A 13,787-nucleotide genomic window follows, 5' to 3' on the forward strand; every position below is an offset into this window, starting at 1 on the left:
GGGAGGTTTTCGCCGGAAAAGGTCAGTTCGGCAGCTCGATATGCCTGACACGCTCCAGGATCAATGGGGCTAGCGCCGGCGCGGCGCAAACCACGCTGGGCGCGCGCGGAACCGGCCGGTTGTAGCCGAACGGCCGGCCAAGGTGGTCGACCGCCGTCGCCCCCGCCTCGCGGCAGATCAGGTCGGCGGCGGCGAGGTCCCATTCGTTCTTGGGCGACAGCGCCAGCGCCGCGTCGAAGACCCCTGCGGCGACCAGGGCCATGCGGTAGGCCACCGAGTTGCGGCTCTCGACCCGCATGGCGGGCCAGGGGCGCGGCCAGGCCGGATGGACGAACATCTTGGCGTCGCCCAGCATCGCGCAGTCCTCCAGGACCTCGGCCCGGCTGGGCGCAATGGCCGAACCGTTCATCCGGGCCCCGCCGCCGGCCGCCGCCTCGAACATCTCGTCGAGGGCGGGGGCGTAGAGCGCGCCCGCGACCGGCCGGCCGTTCTCGACCACGGCGATGGACACCGCGAACCAAGGGCGGCCCTTGAGATAGGCGGCCGTCCCGTCGATCGGGTCGACGACGAACAGCCGGCTCTTGCCCAGCCGGGCCGGATCGTCGGCGGTCTCTTCCGACAGCCAGCCGTAGTCAGGGCGGGCCGAGCCGAGGCGGGCCTTCAGCATGGCGTCGACGGCGAGATCGGCGTCGGTGACGGGCGAGCCGCCGTCCTTGGACCAGATCTTGAGGCCGGCGTCGCGCATGGCGAGGCTGAGCGCGCCCGCCTCGCGGGCGGCCTCGCGGATCAGGGCCAGATCGTCGCCGGCGTCGCTCATTTTCCGGCGATCGCCAGGCCGTCGACCAGCAGCGACGGCGCGTTGGCGGCTCCACGCAGTTCGAGATCCGATCCAGGGATCAGGCGGGCGTAGATGTCGATCAGGTTGCCGGCGACGGTGATTTCGGCGACCGGATAGGCCGCCTCGCCGTTCTCGAACCATACGCCCGAGCAGCCCACCGACCAGTCGCCGGTGTTGCCGTTGAGCGAGGGGCCGAACATCGAGGTGACCAGGAGGCCCTGGCCGGCGTCGCGCATCAGGGCGGCGAGGTCGCGCTCGCCCGGCCGCACCGTGAGGTTGGACGGGCTGACGCCGGGCGGGCCGGCCAGCCCGCGCGAGGCGTGGCCGGTGGTCTCCAGCCCGAGCTGGCGGGCCGAGGCGCTGTTCAGCAGCCAGGTGGTCAGCACGCCGTCGTCGATCAGGGCCCGGGCCTGGTTGGCCACGCCTTCGTCGTCGAACGGGGCCGAGCCGAGGCCGCGCGGGCGGTGGGGTTCGTCGACGATGCGCACGCCGCTGGCGAACACCGCCTGGCCCAGCTTGTCCTTCAGGAAAGAGGTGCCGCGGGCGATGGCCGGTCCGCTGATCGCCCCGATCAGCGGACCGATCAGCGAGGTGGCCAGCCGGTTTTCGAAGATCACCGGCGCGACGGTCGAGGCGATCTTGCGCGCGCCGAGGCGGCCCACCGCCCGGCGGCCGGCTTCGGCGCCGACGGCTTCGGCGGTCGGCAGGTCGTCGCGCCAGCGCGTCGAGCGGCCTTCGCCGCCGCGCTCCATCGCCGAGCCCTCGCCGGCGATGGCCGAGGCCGACAGGGAGAAGCCCGAGGCGCGGTGCGGCCCGTCGAAGCCGGTGCTGGTCGCCAGCCGCCAGGACGAGGCGCCCCAGGTGGCTGAGCCGCCGTCGCTGTTGGTCACGCCGGGCACGGCGCGGGCGGCGGCCTCGGCCAGCCGCGCGGCGGCCTCCAGGTCGTCGGCGGACGGTTCGGCCGGATCGTAGAGATCGAGGTCGGGGCCCGGCCCGCGGGCGAGCCGTTCCTCGGGCGCCAAGCCGGCGTAGGGGTCTTCCGGCGCCAGGCGGGCCATGGCCACGGCCCGCTCGATCAGGCGCGCCCGCGCCGGGGCCGAGATGTCCGAGCCCGAGACGCTGGCCTGCCGCCGCCCGACGAACACCCGCAGGCCCAGGTCGCGGGATTCCTCGCGCTCGACCTCTTCCAGCGCGCCCATGCGCACGGTGACGGACAGCGACTGGCGTTCGGCGGCCACGGCCTCGGCGGCGTCGGCGCCGGCCTTCAGAGCGGCGGCGACGACATCGTGCAGAAGGTTTTGATCCATGGGCCCTTATGGCCGAAGGCGCGGGCCGGGGGCAACCCGCCGCCGCGCCCATTTCCGAACCGGATCAGCCGATGGCGTAGAACAACAGCGCCGCGCCGGCGAAGACGAAGGCCAGCCAGGTCAGCAGCATGCCGATCGAGCGGCCGAAGGTCGGCCCTGCGCTGCCGCTCAGGCTGGCGGCGTGGGCGACCCGGCCGAGGAACAGCAGGCCGCCGACCAGATGGATGGCCAGGAGCGGCGCGTTGACCACGGCCAGGGTGGCCAGGGCGGCCATGCCGGGGGTGGCGTATTCGACGGCGTTGCCGAAGGCGCGGCTGGCCTGGACCAGTTCGGGCACGCCGCCGTCGCCGATCATCACCTTGTGCCGCCGCCGCTGCCGCACGACCAGTCCCGACAGGACCACCAGCAGGATCAGCAGCAGGCCGACCCACAGGGCGGCCGCGCGGCCGGAAGTGATGACTGGGTCCATGCGGGCGTCCTCTCGACGGGCGGGCGAAGGCGCGGATTAGCGCGCGCTTCGCGGTCGAGGGCAAGTCCGCCGGCTGCGAGGCCGTTCAGGCGGCGTGGCCCTCGCCGAAGATCATCCGATGGCCCTTGGCGGTGTCCATGTATTCGCGCACGCGACGGATCAGGCCGTTCTCCAGCTCGAAGACGAAGCAGTAGTCGTTGTCGTAGCGGCCGCCGTCGGCCAGGGTCGCGCGCATGCGCTCCTCGACGACCACCATGTCGCCGGCGGCGTGGACGCCCTTGAACTCGATTGACACCTCGCTGGCGAACAGCTTGCCGAACTCGACGGCGATGAACCGGGCGATCTCGGCCTTGCCGATCATGTGGTTGGTGAAGTTCGTCGCCAGGGCGGTGGCGTTGCCCTCGGGAGCCAGCCATTCGGCGTCGTCGGTGAAGGCGGCGGCGATCCGGCCCGCGTCACGGCTGGCGAAAGCCTGCCAGGCGGCGATCACGGCGTTCCGGTTGGCGTCCGAAGTCATGGACGGGCCTCCAGTTCGAGCTGGGTGAAGCCGGCGACGCCCTCGTGGGCCAGCAGCCAGCGCTTGCGGTCGAGGCCGCCGCCATAGCCGGTGAGCGAGGCGTCGGCGCCGATCACCCGGTGGCAGGGGACGATGATGGCGATCGGGTTCGAGCCGTTGGCCAGCCCGACGGCGCGCACCGCCTTGGGATGGTCGATGGTGTTCGCCAGGGCCCCGTAGGTGGTGGCGCCGCCGACCGGGATGTCCCTGAGCGCGCGCCAGACCCGGCGCTGGAACGCGGTGCCGTTGTCGGCGGTCTCGACCGCGTCGACGGCGGAAAGATCGCCGGCGAAATAGGCCTCCAGAGCCAGCCGCGCGCGGGAGGGACGGGCCGGCGGCCCTGACAGCCGCACCTCGCCGGCGCCATAGCGGCGGTGGAACAGGGCGTGCATGCGGTGCTCGTAGTCCTCCCAGTCGACGGCGCGGACGCGGTCTTCGCCGTCGCTGGCGATCAGCATCGGGCCGGTGGGGGTGTCGAGGCGTTCCAGGTGGAAGTCGGGCATGGGCGATAGGCTCGATTGCGGTTCGTCGATCGACATTTCCCCGCGTCGTCGATCCGGGCTGGCGGTTTTCGGACCTGTTCAACGCGGCGTCGCGTCCGGAGGACGATGTCCGAAAACCGCTAGACGGCCGCCCGGTTCGGGTCGAGCCTTGACGACATGGACCTCGATCACGACGCCTGCTATCGCGCCATCAGCCTGCGCGACGCCCGCTTCGACGGGCGGCTGTTCACCGCGGTGAAGACCACGGGGATCTATTGCCGGCCGATCTGTCCGGCGCGCACGCCCCGGTCCGAGAACGTCGTGTTCTATCCCAGCGCCGCCGCCGCCCAGGAGGCGGGGTTCCGGCCGTGCCTGCGCTGCCGGCCGGAGACCGCGCCCGACCTCGGGGCGTGGCGCGGCACGTCCAACACCGTCTCGCGCGCCCTGGCCCTGATCGAGCTGGGGGCGCTGGACGAGGGCGACGTCGACGCCCTGGCCGGCCGCCTCGGCGTCGGCGAGCGGCAATTGCGCCGCCTGTTCCATCAGCATCTCGGCGCCTCGCCGGTGGCGGTGGCCCAGACCCGCCGGGTGCTGCTGGCCAAGCAGCTGATCCACGAGACCCGCCTGCCGATGACCGAGGTGGCCTTCGCCGCCGGCTTCGGCAGCGTCCGCCGCTTCAACGAAACCTTCCAGGCCCTGTTCGGCCGCGCGCCGGGCGACCTGCGGCGGGGCAGGGCGGAGGAGACGCCGGCCGGCCCGCGCGGCGAGATCGTCGTGCGGCTGCGCTACCTGCCGCCCTACGACTGGCCGGCCATGCTGGCCTTTCTGGAGAGGCGCGCCATTCCCGGCGTCGAGCGGGTGGAGGCCGGCCGCTACGCCCGCGCCATCCAGATCGACGGCGTGCAGGGAACGGTCAGCGTCGAGCCGGCCGACGGCGCCGCCTTGCGCGCCGTGGTCCGCTTTCCGAAGCTTTCAGCCCTGCCGGCGATCATCGCCCGGCTGCGGCGGGTCTTCGACCTTGCCGCCGATCCGCTGGCCATAGCCGAGCATCTGGCCGGCGATCCGGTCCTGGCCCCGCTGGTCGCCGCCCGTCCGGGGCTGCGCGTGCCCGGAGGCTGGGACGGCTTCGAGCTGGCCGTCCGTGCGGTGCTGGGCCAGCAGATCACCGTCTCGGCCGCCATCGCCCTGGCGGGGAAGCTGGCCGCCGCCTATGGCGATCCCTTGCCCGCGCCGGACGGAGCCTTGGTCCGAACCTTCCCGAGGCCCGAGCGGCTGGCCGGCGCCGACCTGTCGATCCTGGGCATGCCGCGCAGCCGGGCCGCCGCCCTGTCGGCCGTCGCCGAGGCGGTGCTGGCCGACCCGGACCTGTTCAGCGCCAATCGCGACCTCGACGAGGCGATCCGCCGGCTCAAGGCCATACGCGGGGTCGGCGAATGGACGGCGCAATACATCGCCCTGCGCCAGATGCGTGAGCCCGACGCCTTTCCAGCCGCCGATGTCGGCCTGATGCGGGCGCTGGAGACGGCTGAAGGGGGCCGGCCGGACGCCGGCGAACTGCTCGCCCGGTCGGAGCGCTGGCGGCCGTGGCGGGCCTACGCCGCCCAGCACCTGTGGGCGGCGGCCTGACCTATTTCCAGATCGGCTTGCCGTCGCCGGGCAGGCCCAGGCTGGCCCACTTCTCGCTGACGGCCTCGACCACGGCCTTGTCCATGCCGAGCAGTTCGCCCCACTCGCGCTTGGTCTCGGGCGGCCACTTGTTGGTGGCGTCGAGGCCGATCTTGGAGCCAAGGCCCGACTCCGGCGAGGCGAAGTCGAGATAGTCGATCGGGGTGTTCTCGATGATGGTGATGTCGCGGGCCGGGTCCATGCGGGTCGAGACCGCCCACATCACGTCCTTCCAGTCACGAGCGTTGATCTCGTCGTCCACGACGATGACCCACTTGGTGTACATGAACTGGCGCAGATAGCTCCAGACGCCCAGCATCACCCGCTTGGCGTGGCCGGGATAGGCCTTCTTCATCGACACCACGGCGATGCGGTAGCTGCAGCCTTCCGGCGGCAGCCAGAAGTCGACGATCTCGGGGAACTGCTGGCGGATCAGCGGGATGAACACCTCGTTCAGCGCTTCGCCCAGGACGCTGGGCTCGTCCGGCGGCCGGCCGGTGAAGGTGGTCAGGTAGATCGGGTCCTTGCGCATGGTGACGCACGTCGCCTGGAACACCGGGAAGGTCTCGACCGAGTTGTAATAGCCGGTGTGGTCGCCGTAGGGCCCCTCGTCGGCGTGCTCGTCGAGCAGGACGTGGCCCTCGATGACGATCTCGGCCTCGGCCGGCACCATCAGCGGCACGGTCTTGGCCGGGACCAGCTCGGCCTTGGCCCCGCGCATCAGCCCGGCGAACTGGTATTCCGACAGGGTGTCGGGCACCGGCGTCACCGCCGCCAGGATGGTGCCCGGATCGGCGCCCAGCACGACGCAGGCGGGCAGGGGCTCGCGCTTGCCGGCCTTCTTGTGGCGGGCGTAGTGCTGGGCCCCGCCGCGATGGGCCAGCCAGCGCATGATCGCCCGGTTCTTGCCCAGCACCTGCATGCGGTAGATGCCGAGGTTGAAGTCGTCCTCCTTGGAGTCCGACGGGCCCTTGGTCACCACCAGCGGCCAGGTGATCAGCGGCGCCGGCTCGCCCGGCCAGCAGGTCTGGATCGGCAGCTTGGAGAAGTCGATCTGGTCGCCGGTCAGCACCACTTCCTGCACCGGGGCCTTGCTGACGGTCTTGGGCCGCATGCCCATCACCGTGCGGGCGATCGGCAGCATCTCCATGGCGTCCTTGAAGCCGCGCGGCGGCTCCGGCTGGCGCAGGAAGGCCAGCAGTTCGCCGACCTCGCGCAGGTCTTGCGCCGTCGTCCGCGCCTTGCCTTCCAGCGTCACGCCCATGGCCACGCGCTTGACCGTGCCGAACAGGTTGGCCAGGCACGGGATGTCGGAAATCTCGCCGTCGGCGCGGATCGGCTTTTCGAACAGCACCGCCGGGCCGCCGGTCGCCAGCAGCCGCGTGCAGATCTCGGTCATCTCCAGCACGGTGGAGACCGGCTCGGCGACCCGCACCAGCTCGCCCTCGGCCTCCAGCTTGGCGATGAAGTCTCTCAGCGACCGATAGGCCATGGCGCGCTCCCGTTGCGGCGCGGAACCTAGTGCGCGCCGCGTCCGGGTGGAAGCCGCTAGATCATCGCTTCACCGGCGGCAGGGCCCACAGCAGGCCGTGGGTGATGGTGATGGCGTTGACGGTCATGTGGTCCTCGCCCTCGATCACCTCGGTCTGCAGCCTGAGGCCGGGATAGCCGCGCGCCTTGAGCTGGGCGGCGAAGGCGGCGTTGTCGCCGACCAGGTCGTTGTTCTTGTGATAGCGCGGGTCGGTCGAGCCGGGCTTGACCGTCTCGTAGCCGCCCACGGCCAGATAGACCTTGGCCGGCAGGTCCTTGTGGGCGGCGGCGTAGTCGCGCTCGCGCTGGAACATGACCTTGTGGTCGTACCACAGCGACGGGCTGCTCAGGATGTAGCTGTCGAACATCGTCGGGTCGGCCAGCAGCATCTGGGCGCCGAGCAGGCCGCCGAAGGAATGGCCGGCGAAGATCTTGCGGTTCATGTCGACGCGATAGTCGGCGGCGACGACGGGGAACACCTCCTCCTTGATGAACCGACGATAGGCGTCGCCCTCGCCGAAGGCCGGCGCGCGGCCGGGCATGTCGGAGATCTTGCCGTCCAGTCCGCCGGCGGCGGTCGGCGTGTAGTCGCGGTTGCGGCTGTAAACCGGCGTGTCGCCCTTGGCGTAGGACAGGCCGACCAGGACGAACTCGTCCAGGCCGGCGCCGTGATCGCCGACCCGGCGGCCGATGCTGCGGGTCAGGGGGAAGGCGTAGTCGGCGTCGGTGACGAACAGCACCGGATAGCGGTGTTCGGGCCGCTGGCCATAGGACGGCGGCAGGGCGACGAAGATCTGATAGTCGCGATTGAGGATGGCGGAGTGGACGTCCCGGACCTCGGTGTCCTTGAGCGTGTAGGGCTGCGGCGCGCCGGCCGGCTGGGTTGCGATGGCCTGGGCCGACGCGACCTGGGCCGACTTGGCGTCGGAGCAGGCGGCGGCCAGGCCGCAGAACAGGACGGCCAGGGTTAGGCGCGCGTTCGACATCGGATACTCCGGACTCACTAGGAAAGGTGGTTGCGGCGGTCAGGCCTTCTGGTCGAAGGCCTTGACCAGGGTCTTGGGCGCGACCTCGCGCCAGCGGCGCAGCAGCAGCGCCGCGATGGCGGCGGGATCGGCCTGGGACAGGCGGGCCAGGACGGTCGGCCAGTCCTTGTAATGCGGCGTCAGGTAATAGACCTCGGGCGCGGCCTCGATCAGCATCTCGCGTTCGTCGAAGCCGATCCCGGTCAGCACCAGGGTGTCGCCGTCCTCGCGCAGGCGGGTCAGGAACTTGCCCTTCACCTTCAAGGACGGCGTGCCGTACGAGGTCCCGTCTTCGACGCCGGGCCAGGCCAGGGCGATCTTGCGCACGTCCTCGAAGGTCATGGCGTCTCTCCGTCAGTAGGCGAGGGCGGCGCCATCCTTGCGCATTTCGGTGGCCGCCGCATAGCGTCCCGGCCAGCGCTGGATGCATTCGTAGCCGCCGAAGCCGCCGTCCGAGGGGCCGAACTGCCAGCCCAGCGCCGCCAGCCCCTGCCTGGTCGCCTCCGGGACGCCGGTCTCCAGCCGCAGCGTGCCGACGCCTTGCTGCGGCTCGCCGGTGGGCTCGGACGAGCCCTCGTGGTGCCAGCGCGGGCTGTCGCCGGCGGCCTGGATGTCGAGGTCGTAGTCGACGAGGTTGGCGATGATCTGCGCCTGTCCCTGCGGCTGCATGTCGCCGCCCATGACGCCGAAGGCCAGCCAGGGCTCGCCGCCGCGGGTGGCGAAGCCCGGGATGATGGTCTGGAACGGCCGCTTGCCGGGGGCGTAGATGTTCGGGTGGCCGTCCTCCAGCGCGAACAGCTCGCCCCGGTCCTGGAACATGAAGCCCAGGCCGTCGGCGACCAGGCCGGAGCCCATGCCGCGATAGTTGGACTGGATGATCGACACCATCATGCCTTCGTTGTCGGCGGTGCAGAAATAGGTGGTGTCGCCGTGGCTGGGCGCCTGGCCGGGATGCACCGGCGTCAGGATGCGGTCGGGGCGGATCAGCTTGGCCCGCTCGGCGGCGTAGGCCTTGGAGATCAGCCACTCGGCCGGGATCTTGGCGAAGTCGGGATCGGCGTAGTAGCGGGCGCGATCCTCGAAGGCGAGGCGCTTGGCCTCGATCTGGCGGTGCAGGCTGGCGGTCGACTGGAAGCCCATCGCGCGCAGGTCGAAGGTCTCCATTATGTTGAGCATCTGCAGGGTGACCAGGCCCTGGCTGTTGGGCGGCAGGCCCCAGACGTCGACGCCGCGATAATTGACCGTCAGCGGCTGCACCCACTCGCTGTGGTGGGCGGCGAGGTCGGCCTTGCTGAGCCAGCCGCCGATGCGCTTGAAGTAGCGGTCGATGGTTTCGGCGGTCTCGCCGCCATAGAAGCCTTCGCGCCCGCCCTCGGCGATGCGGCGATAGGTGCGGGCGAGGTCGGGGTTCTTGAAGATTTCGCCCTCGGCCGGGGTGCGGCCGGACGCCGCCCAGGTCTTCTTGAAGTTCTCGACCTCCTCGATGCCGGCGCCCGGCTTGGTGAAGGCGCGGTGGCTGGAGGCCAGGTAGTAGGCGATGGTCTGGGCTGTCGGCACGCCCTGTTCGGCCATGTCGATCGCCGGCGCCATCAGCTCGGCCCAGTTCAGCTTGCCGTAGCGCTGGTGCAGGCTCCACCAGGCGTCGACCGCGCCGGGGGTGCTGACCGAGACCGCGCCGTGGCTGGCGATGTGGCCGTTCCTGGCGCGGGCGCGCTGGGTCTCCAGGCTGAGCGCGCGCGGCGAGCGGCCCGAGCCGTTGAGGCCGACGACCTTGCGGGTCTTCGGGTCCCACAGCATCACGAAGCAGTCGCCGCCGACGCCGCTCGACACCGGCTCCAGGAAGCCCAGCGCCGCATTGGCCGCGATGGCCGCATCTACGGCCGAGCCGCCTTTGCGCAGGATGTCGATGGCGGTCATGGTCGCCAGCGGATGGGCGGTCGCCGCCGCGCCGTGGACGCCCCAGGCGGCCGAGCGCGAGGCGTAGCTGGCCCCGGCGATGCGGTCGCCGCCGTGGATGTCGGCCCGCTTCAGATTGGGATTGGACGGCGCCGCGCCGGTTTGGGCGCGGGCCAGCGCGGGCGCTGCGGCGGCGGCGGGAAGGATGGACAGAAACGTGCGGCGACGCATGGACGCGAACTCCCCCTGGCGACGAGGCACTATAGGCCGTCGGCCGGGGCTGGCGAGGGGGCGTGCGACAGCGATATGTCGTCGCCTCGCCGTCTCGAAACTGTCGGCGGGGTTGTGCATCATGGCGGGGCATGACTCGCGCGACGCTTTCCTCCCCGGTCCTGGTGCTCGGCGCCACCAGCCTGATCGGCCGTTTCCTGACGCCCCGGCTCGAACGGGCGGGGGTGGAGGCGGCCGCGCTCAGCCGATGCGCGGGCGGCGGCGGGGCGATCCGCTGGGTCGAGGCCGATCTGGCCGCGCCCGGTCTGGCCGACCGGCTGCCGCCGGCCGCGACGGTGCTCAGCCTGTCGCCGATCTGGCTGCTGACCGCGCCGGTCCTGGCGGCGCTCAAGGCGGCGGGGATGACCCGCCTCGTCGCCTTCTCGTCGACCAGCCGCTTCACCAAGCCGGCCTCGCCCGTGGCCGCCGAGCGCGAGGTCGCGCGGCGGCTGGCGGAAGCCGAGGACGCGGTGGCCGCCTTCTGCGCCGGGAACGGCGTCGGCTGGACCATCCTGCGGCCGACCCTGATCTACGCCGAGGGCCAGGACCGCAACGTCAGCCGGTTGGCGGCGCTGATCCGGCGGCTGGGCTTCCTGCCCCTGGCCGGCGACGGCGGCGGCCGGCGCCAGCCCGTCCATGCCGACGATCTGGCCGGAGCCTGCCTCGACGCGGCCGTCTCGCCGGCGGCGCTGGACCGGGCCTACGACCTGCCGGGCGGCGAGACCCTGACCTATCGGGCCATGGTCGAGCGGGTGTTCGAGGGGCTCGGGCGCGCGCCGAGGATCGTTTCGGCGCCGCCCGCGCTATGGCGGTTCGGCCTGATGCTGGCCTCGCCCCTGCTGCCGGGCGCGACGGCCGGCATGGGCGCGCGCATGAGCGAGGACCTGACGTTCGACGGCGGCCCGGCCGCCCGCGATTTCGACTGGACCCCGCGCGGCTTTCGCCCCCGCTTCACGCCTCGGTGAAGACGGCCAGCTCGTTGCCGGACGGGTCGCGGAAATGGAACCGCCGGCCGCCGGGGAAGCTGAAGATCGGCACGGTGATGGTCCCTCCGGCGGCCCGCACCTTGGCCTCCATCGCCTCCAGGTCCTCGGCGTACAGCACCACCAGCGGCGCCTTGGGGTGCGACGCGGCGGCCGCGTCGGCGTCGAAGCCGCCGTCCAGCCCGGCGTCCTCGAACGCGGCGTAGGCCGGCCCATAGTCGACGAACCGCCAGCCGAAGGCCTGAGCATAAAAGGTCTTGGTCGCCGGCAGGTCGCCCGCCGGCAGCTCCACATAGTCGATCTTGCCGTCCTGGCGCATCGTCACCTCCGTTTTGTTCTTTATTTGTTCCATCCTCGCGGGTCGGCGTCAATCCGCTTCGCGCACCGTACGACAACCGGGCCCGCCCTCGAACCGGTAGCGCCCTTGGCAGGTGAACGCGGCGGCCGGGCGCCCGGTGTCGCGGAAGATGCGGTCGCCTTCTGCGAGGTCCGACCAGAAGCCGGCCCATCGGCCGGCGGGCGCTTCGTTCGCTCCGCCGTCGAAGCGGAAGGGAAGAGCGTCGACGGCGATCTCGCTTTGACCACCGGCGAAAGCGCCTTCCATCAGCGTGAAGATCTCGTCGATGGCCGGGTCGGTCATGGCGTAGCATCCGACCGAGACGCAGGCGCCATGGACCATCAAGGCCGAGCCCGTCCGGCCGAGGGCCTGATCGTAGGCGTTGGGGAAGCCGAGATTGAACGCCCGATGATACTTGGAGGCCGCGTTCATCTGGGCCGGGCGCACGGCGTAGAACCCCTCCGGCGCCTGACCGTCTCCCTCTTTGATCTTGGGCCCCGCCGTTCCGGACCATCGGCAGATCGGATAGGTCTCGAACAGGCCATAGCGTCCGCCGTCCGACAGCCAGAGCTCCAGCCGGTTCTCGGCCTTGAATATACGGATGTGTACGCGGGCGCCGGTCTTGAAGCCCTTGGCCGCCAGCCGCCGCTCCAACGGCGCCCGCGCCGCATTGGCGGCCTCCGCGCCCTGCGGATCGCCCCCGCCGAAACCCAGCCGCCCGCAGCCCGCCGTCAGCAGCACCGCGCCGAGGGCGGCCATGGCGGCCCGCGTCTTCCTCATCAAGGCAACGCCCAGACGCCGGTCTTCTTGACGGCCATGTCCTCGAGCTCCCGCGTGGTCGGCACCTGATACTCCGCCAGGAACTCCAGGCCTTCCTTGGGGAAATAGCTGCGGCCCGGATCGCCGATCAGCACGCGGGTTCCCTGGTCGCGCGCCGTCTTCAGCCAGGCCAGGACCCGTTCGGCCAGGGGCTTTTCGTAGCAGATGTCGCCGGCGGTGATCACCTCGACCTCGGGAGGCGGGGCGTCGAGCAGATCGACGCCGGTGAAGGCGACGGCGACGCCGTTGGCCTCGGCGTTCACGGCGACGGCGGCTTCGCAGAAGACGTCGATGTCGGCGGCCAGGGCGCTGGCCGCGCCGGCCTTCATGGCGGCGATTGCCACCAGGCCCGAGCCGCTGGCGAAATCGACGACGCGCTTGCCGGCGACCTCGTGCGGATTGTCGATCAGCCAGCGGGCCAGCGCCTGGCCGCCGGCCCAGGCGAAGGCCCAGAACGGGGGCGGCAGGCCCATGGCCCCCAGTTCGTCTTCGGTCATCCGCCAGATCGGGGTGATCTCGTCGGCCAGATGCAGCGACAGCTCCGGCGTGTGCGGCGGCCGTTGCAGGCGGGTGTTGGCGAGGATGAAGGCGCGGCGGTCGCTGATCATGCCGTCCGATAGCCGGACCGGCCGGCGGCGGCCAGCCCTCAGGCCGCGACGGCCGGCTTGGCGGAGGCGGCCTTCAACACCGACAGGTAGCCGGGCGCGACCAACATCCCCTCGGCGACGCCCTTGCGGACCAGCAGCCGGTGCGCCCTGGGCAGGCTCCAGCAGGGCAGGTGCATGAACATGTGATGTTCGCAGTGATAGTTGACGTAGTAGGGAGCCAGGAACAGCCGCTCGACCGGGTTGGCCCGGGTGGTGCGGGCGTGACGCAGCGGATCGGGCTCGTCCTTGGCGACCAGGGCGTGCTCGGCGATGTTGCGCAGCCGCGTGACCAGCGGATACCAGGTCGCCATCGGGACCAGCCACAGCACCGGCCAGGCCCACCAGACGCCGGCCGCCGAGGCGGCGACAAGGATCCCGAGGTTCCACAACAGGAAGGCGCGCTGGCGCCCCGCCTCGCCGGCGATCACGGCCCAGGCCGACTGGCCGGTTCGACCGCGCGCCTTGAGCTTGCCGGCCAGCGGACCGAAGCGCTGCTTGACGAAGGTCTGGCCGGTCAGGTCGCGGACGATCTTGCGCCGCAGCGAGGCGCGCGTGGTCGGGAAGGGCGCCGACAGGATCAGGTCGGGGTCTTCGGCCTGCTGGGCGAACTTGTGGTGGCTGAGATGATAGTCGCGGTACTTGAGCAGCCCGGCGCCTGTCGGCGCGCCGCACAGCCATTGGCCGACCCAGTCGTTGACCTTGAGGTCCGGATGCAGGCATCCGTGGGCGGCGTCGTGCATCAGGATGGCGAGGCCGAGCTGGCGCGCGCCGATGATCATGATCGCCAGCAGGATGGTCAGCGGGTTCGGCCAGATCACCGCCACGGCGGCGGCGGCGGCGATGGTCGCCCAGCAGTGGGCGACCAGGGCCAGCCCTTTCCAGGACGAGCGCGCCGACAAAGGAGCCCACTCCTCGGGGGTGAAGAACTGACCGGGTCTGACACGGGCGGCGACGGCCACGGCT

General features: G+C 71.4%; 15 protein-coding genes. 2 read left to right on the forward strand and 13 right to left on the reverse strand.

Annotated elements, in window-relative coordinates:
• Positions 1-22: 22 nt before the first annotated feature.
• From C5708_RS12370 to C5708_RS12390, 5 genes are all read right to left on the reverse strand, one after another.
• Positions 23-817, reverse strand: coding sequence for a 3'(2'),5'-bisphosphate nucleotidase CysQ (locus C5708_RS12370; protein ID WP_242921535.1), 795 nt, complete (start codon positions 815-817; stop codon positions 23-25).
• Positions 814-2,145 (reverse strand): metallopeptidase TldD-related protein, encoded by a 1,332-nt coding sequence (locus C5708_RS12375; RefSeq protein ID WP_242921537.1) that lies wholly within the window; start codon positions 2,143-2,145, stop codon positions 814-816. The genes C5708_RS12370 and C5708_RS12375 overlap by 4 nt, the downstream gene beginning before the upstream one ends.
• Before the next feature lie 64 nt (positions 2,146-2,209).
• A complete protein-coding gene (locus C5708_RS12380; protein WP_242921538.1) occupies positions 2,210-2,614 on the reverse strand; it encodes an MAPEG family protein in 405 nt (134 codons plus the stop codon).
• A gap of 85 nt (positions 2,615-2,699) precedes the next feature.
• Entirely contained in the window at positions 2,700-3,131 is a 432-nt protein-coding gene (locus C5708_RS12385) for a nuclear transport factor 2 family protein (RefSeq protein ID WP_110962010.1), read from the reverse strand.
• Positions 3,128-3,673: a methylated-DNA--[protein]-cysteine S-methyltransferase gene (locus C5708_RS12390; protein WP_242921540.1), complete on the reverse strand. Its 546-nt coding sequence runs from the start codon at positions 3,671-3,673 to the stop codon at positions 3,128-3,130. The genes C5708_RS12385 and C5708_RS12390 overlap by 4 nt, the downstream gene beginning before the upstream one ends.
• A gap of 156 nt (positions 3,674-3,829) precedes the next feature.
• On the opposite strand from C5708_RS12390, the gene C5708_RS12395 reads away from it, so the two are divergent.
• A complete protein-coding gene (locus C5708_RS12395) occupies positions 3,830-5,278 on the forward strand; it encodes an AlkA N-terminal domain-containing protein (RefSeq protein ID WP_242921542.1) in 1,449 nt (482 codons plus the stop codon).
• 1 nt (position 5,279) lies between these two features.
• Here the strand turns inward: C5708_RS12395 and C5708_RS12400 are convergent, their stop codons facing one another.
• From C5708_RS12400 to C5708_RS12415, 4 genes are all read right to left on the reverse strand, one after another.
• The gene (locus tag C5708_RS12400; protein ID WP_242921544.1) at positions 5,280-6,809 is read right to left on the reverse strand and encodes a UbiD family decarboxylase; all 1,530 of its coding nucleotides are present in this window, start codon (positions 6,807-6,809) and stop codon (positions 5,280-5,282) included.
• 61 nt (positions 6,810-6,870) lie between these two features.
• Positions 6,871-7,833: an alpha/beta hydrolase-fold protein gene (locus C5708_RS12405; protein WP_242921545.1), complete on the reverse strand. Its 963-nt coding sequence runs from the start codon at positions 7,831-7,833 to the stop codon at positions 6,871-6,873.
• A gap of 39 nt (positions 7,834-7,872) precedes the next feature.
• The gene (locus tag C5708_RS12410) at positions 7,873-8,214 is read right to left on the reverse strand and encodes an MmcQ/YjbR family DNA-binding protein (RefSeq protein WP_242921547.1); all 342 of its coding nucleotides are present in this window, start codon (positions 8,212-8,214) and stop codon (positions 7,873-7,875) included.
• 12 nt (positions 8,215-8,226) lie between these two features.
• Positions 8,227-9,999: a gamma-glutamyltransferase family protein gene (locus C5708_RS12415; RefSeq protein ID WP_242921549.1), complete on the reverse strand. Its 1,773-nt coding sequence runs from the start codon at positions 9,997-9,999 to the stop codon at positions 8,227-8,229.
• Positions 10,000-10,130: 131 nt separating this feature from the next.
• Here C5708_RS12415 and C5708_RS12420 point away from each other — a divergent pair, with 131 nt between their 5' ends.
• A complete protein-coding gene (locus C5708_RS12420) occupies positions 10,131-11,003 on the forward strand; it encodes an NAD-dependent epimerase/dehydratase family protein (RefSeq protein ID WP_242921551.1) in 873 nt (290 codons plus the stop codon).
• Here the strand turns inward: C5708_RS12420 and C5708_RS12425 are convergent.
• The 4 genes from C5708_RS12425 to C5708_RS12440 are packed head-to-tail and all read right to left on the reverse strand — an operon-like array spanning position 10,990 to position 13,783.
• A complete protein-coding gene (locus tag C5708_RS12425; protein WP_242921553.1) occupies positions 10,990-11,340 on the reverse strand; it encodes a VOC family protein in 351 nt (116 codons plus the stop codon). The genes C5708_RS12420 and C5708_RS12425 overlap by 14 nt on opposite strands.
• Positions 11,341-11,388: 48 nt before the next feature.
• Entirely contained in the window at positions 11,389-12,138 is a 750-nt protein-coding gene (locus tag C5708_RS12430; RefSeq protein ID WP_242921555.1) for a L,D-transpeptidase family protein, read from the reverse strand.
• Positions 12,138-12,785: a 50S ribosomal protein L11 methyltransferase gene (locus tag C5708_RS12435; protein ID WP_242921557.1), complete on the reverse strand. Its 648-nt coding sequence runs from the start codon at positions 12,783-12,785 to the stop codon at positions 12,138-12,140. The genes C5708_RS12430 and C5708_RS12435 overlap by 1 nt, the downstream gene beginning before the upstream one ends.
• Positions 12,786-12,823: 38 nt before the next feature.
• Complete coding sequence (locus C5708_RS12440) at positions 12,824-13,783, reverse strand: fatty acid desaturase family protein (RefSeq protein ID WP_242921559.1); 960 nt, start codon at positions 13,781-13,783, stop codon at positions 12,824-12,826.
• Between the last annotated feature and the right edge of the window lie 4 nt (positions 13,784-13,787).

It is taken from the genome of Caulobacter sp. CCUG 60055 (genome assembly GCF_022750545.1).
Lineage (GTDB): Bacteria > Pseudomonadota > Alphaproteobacteria > Caulobacterales > Caulobacteraceae > PUIC01.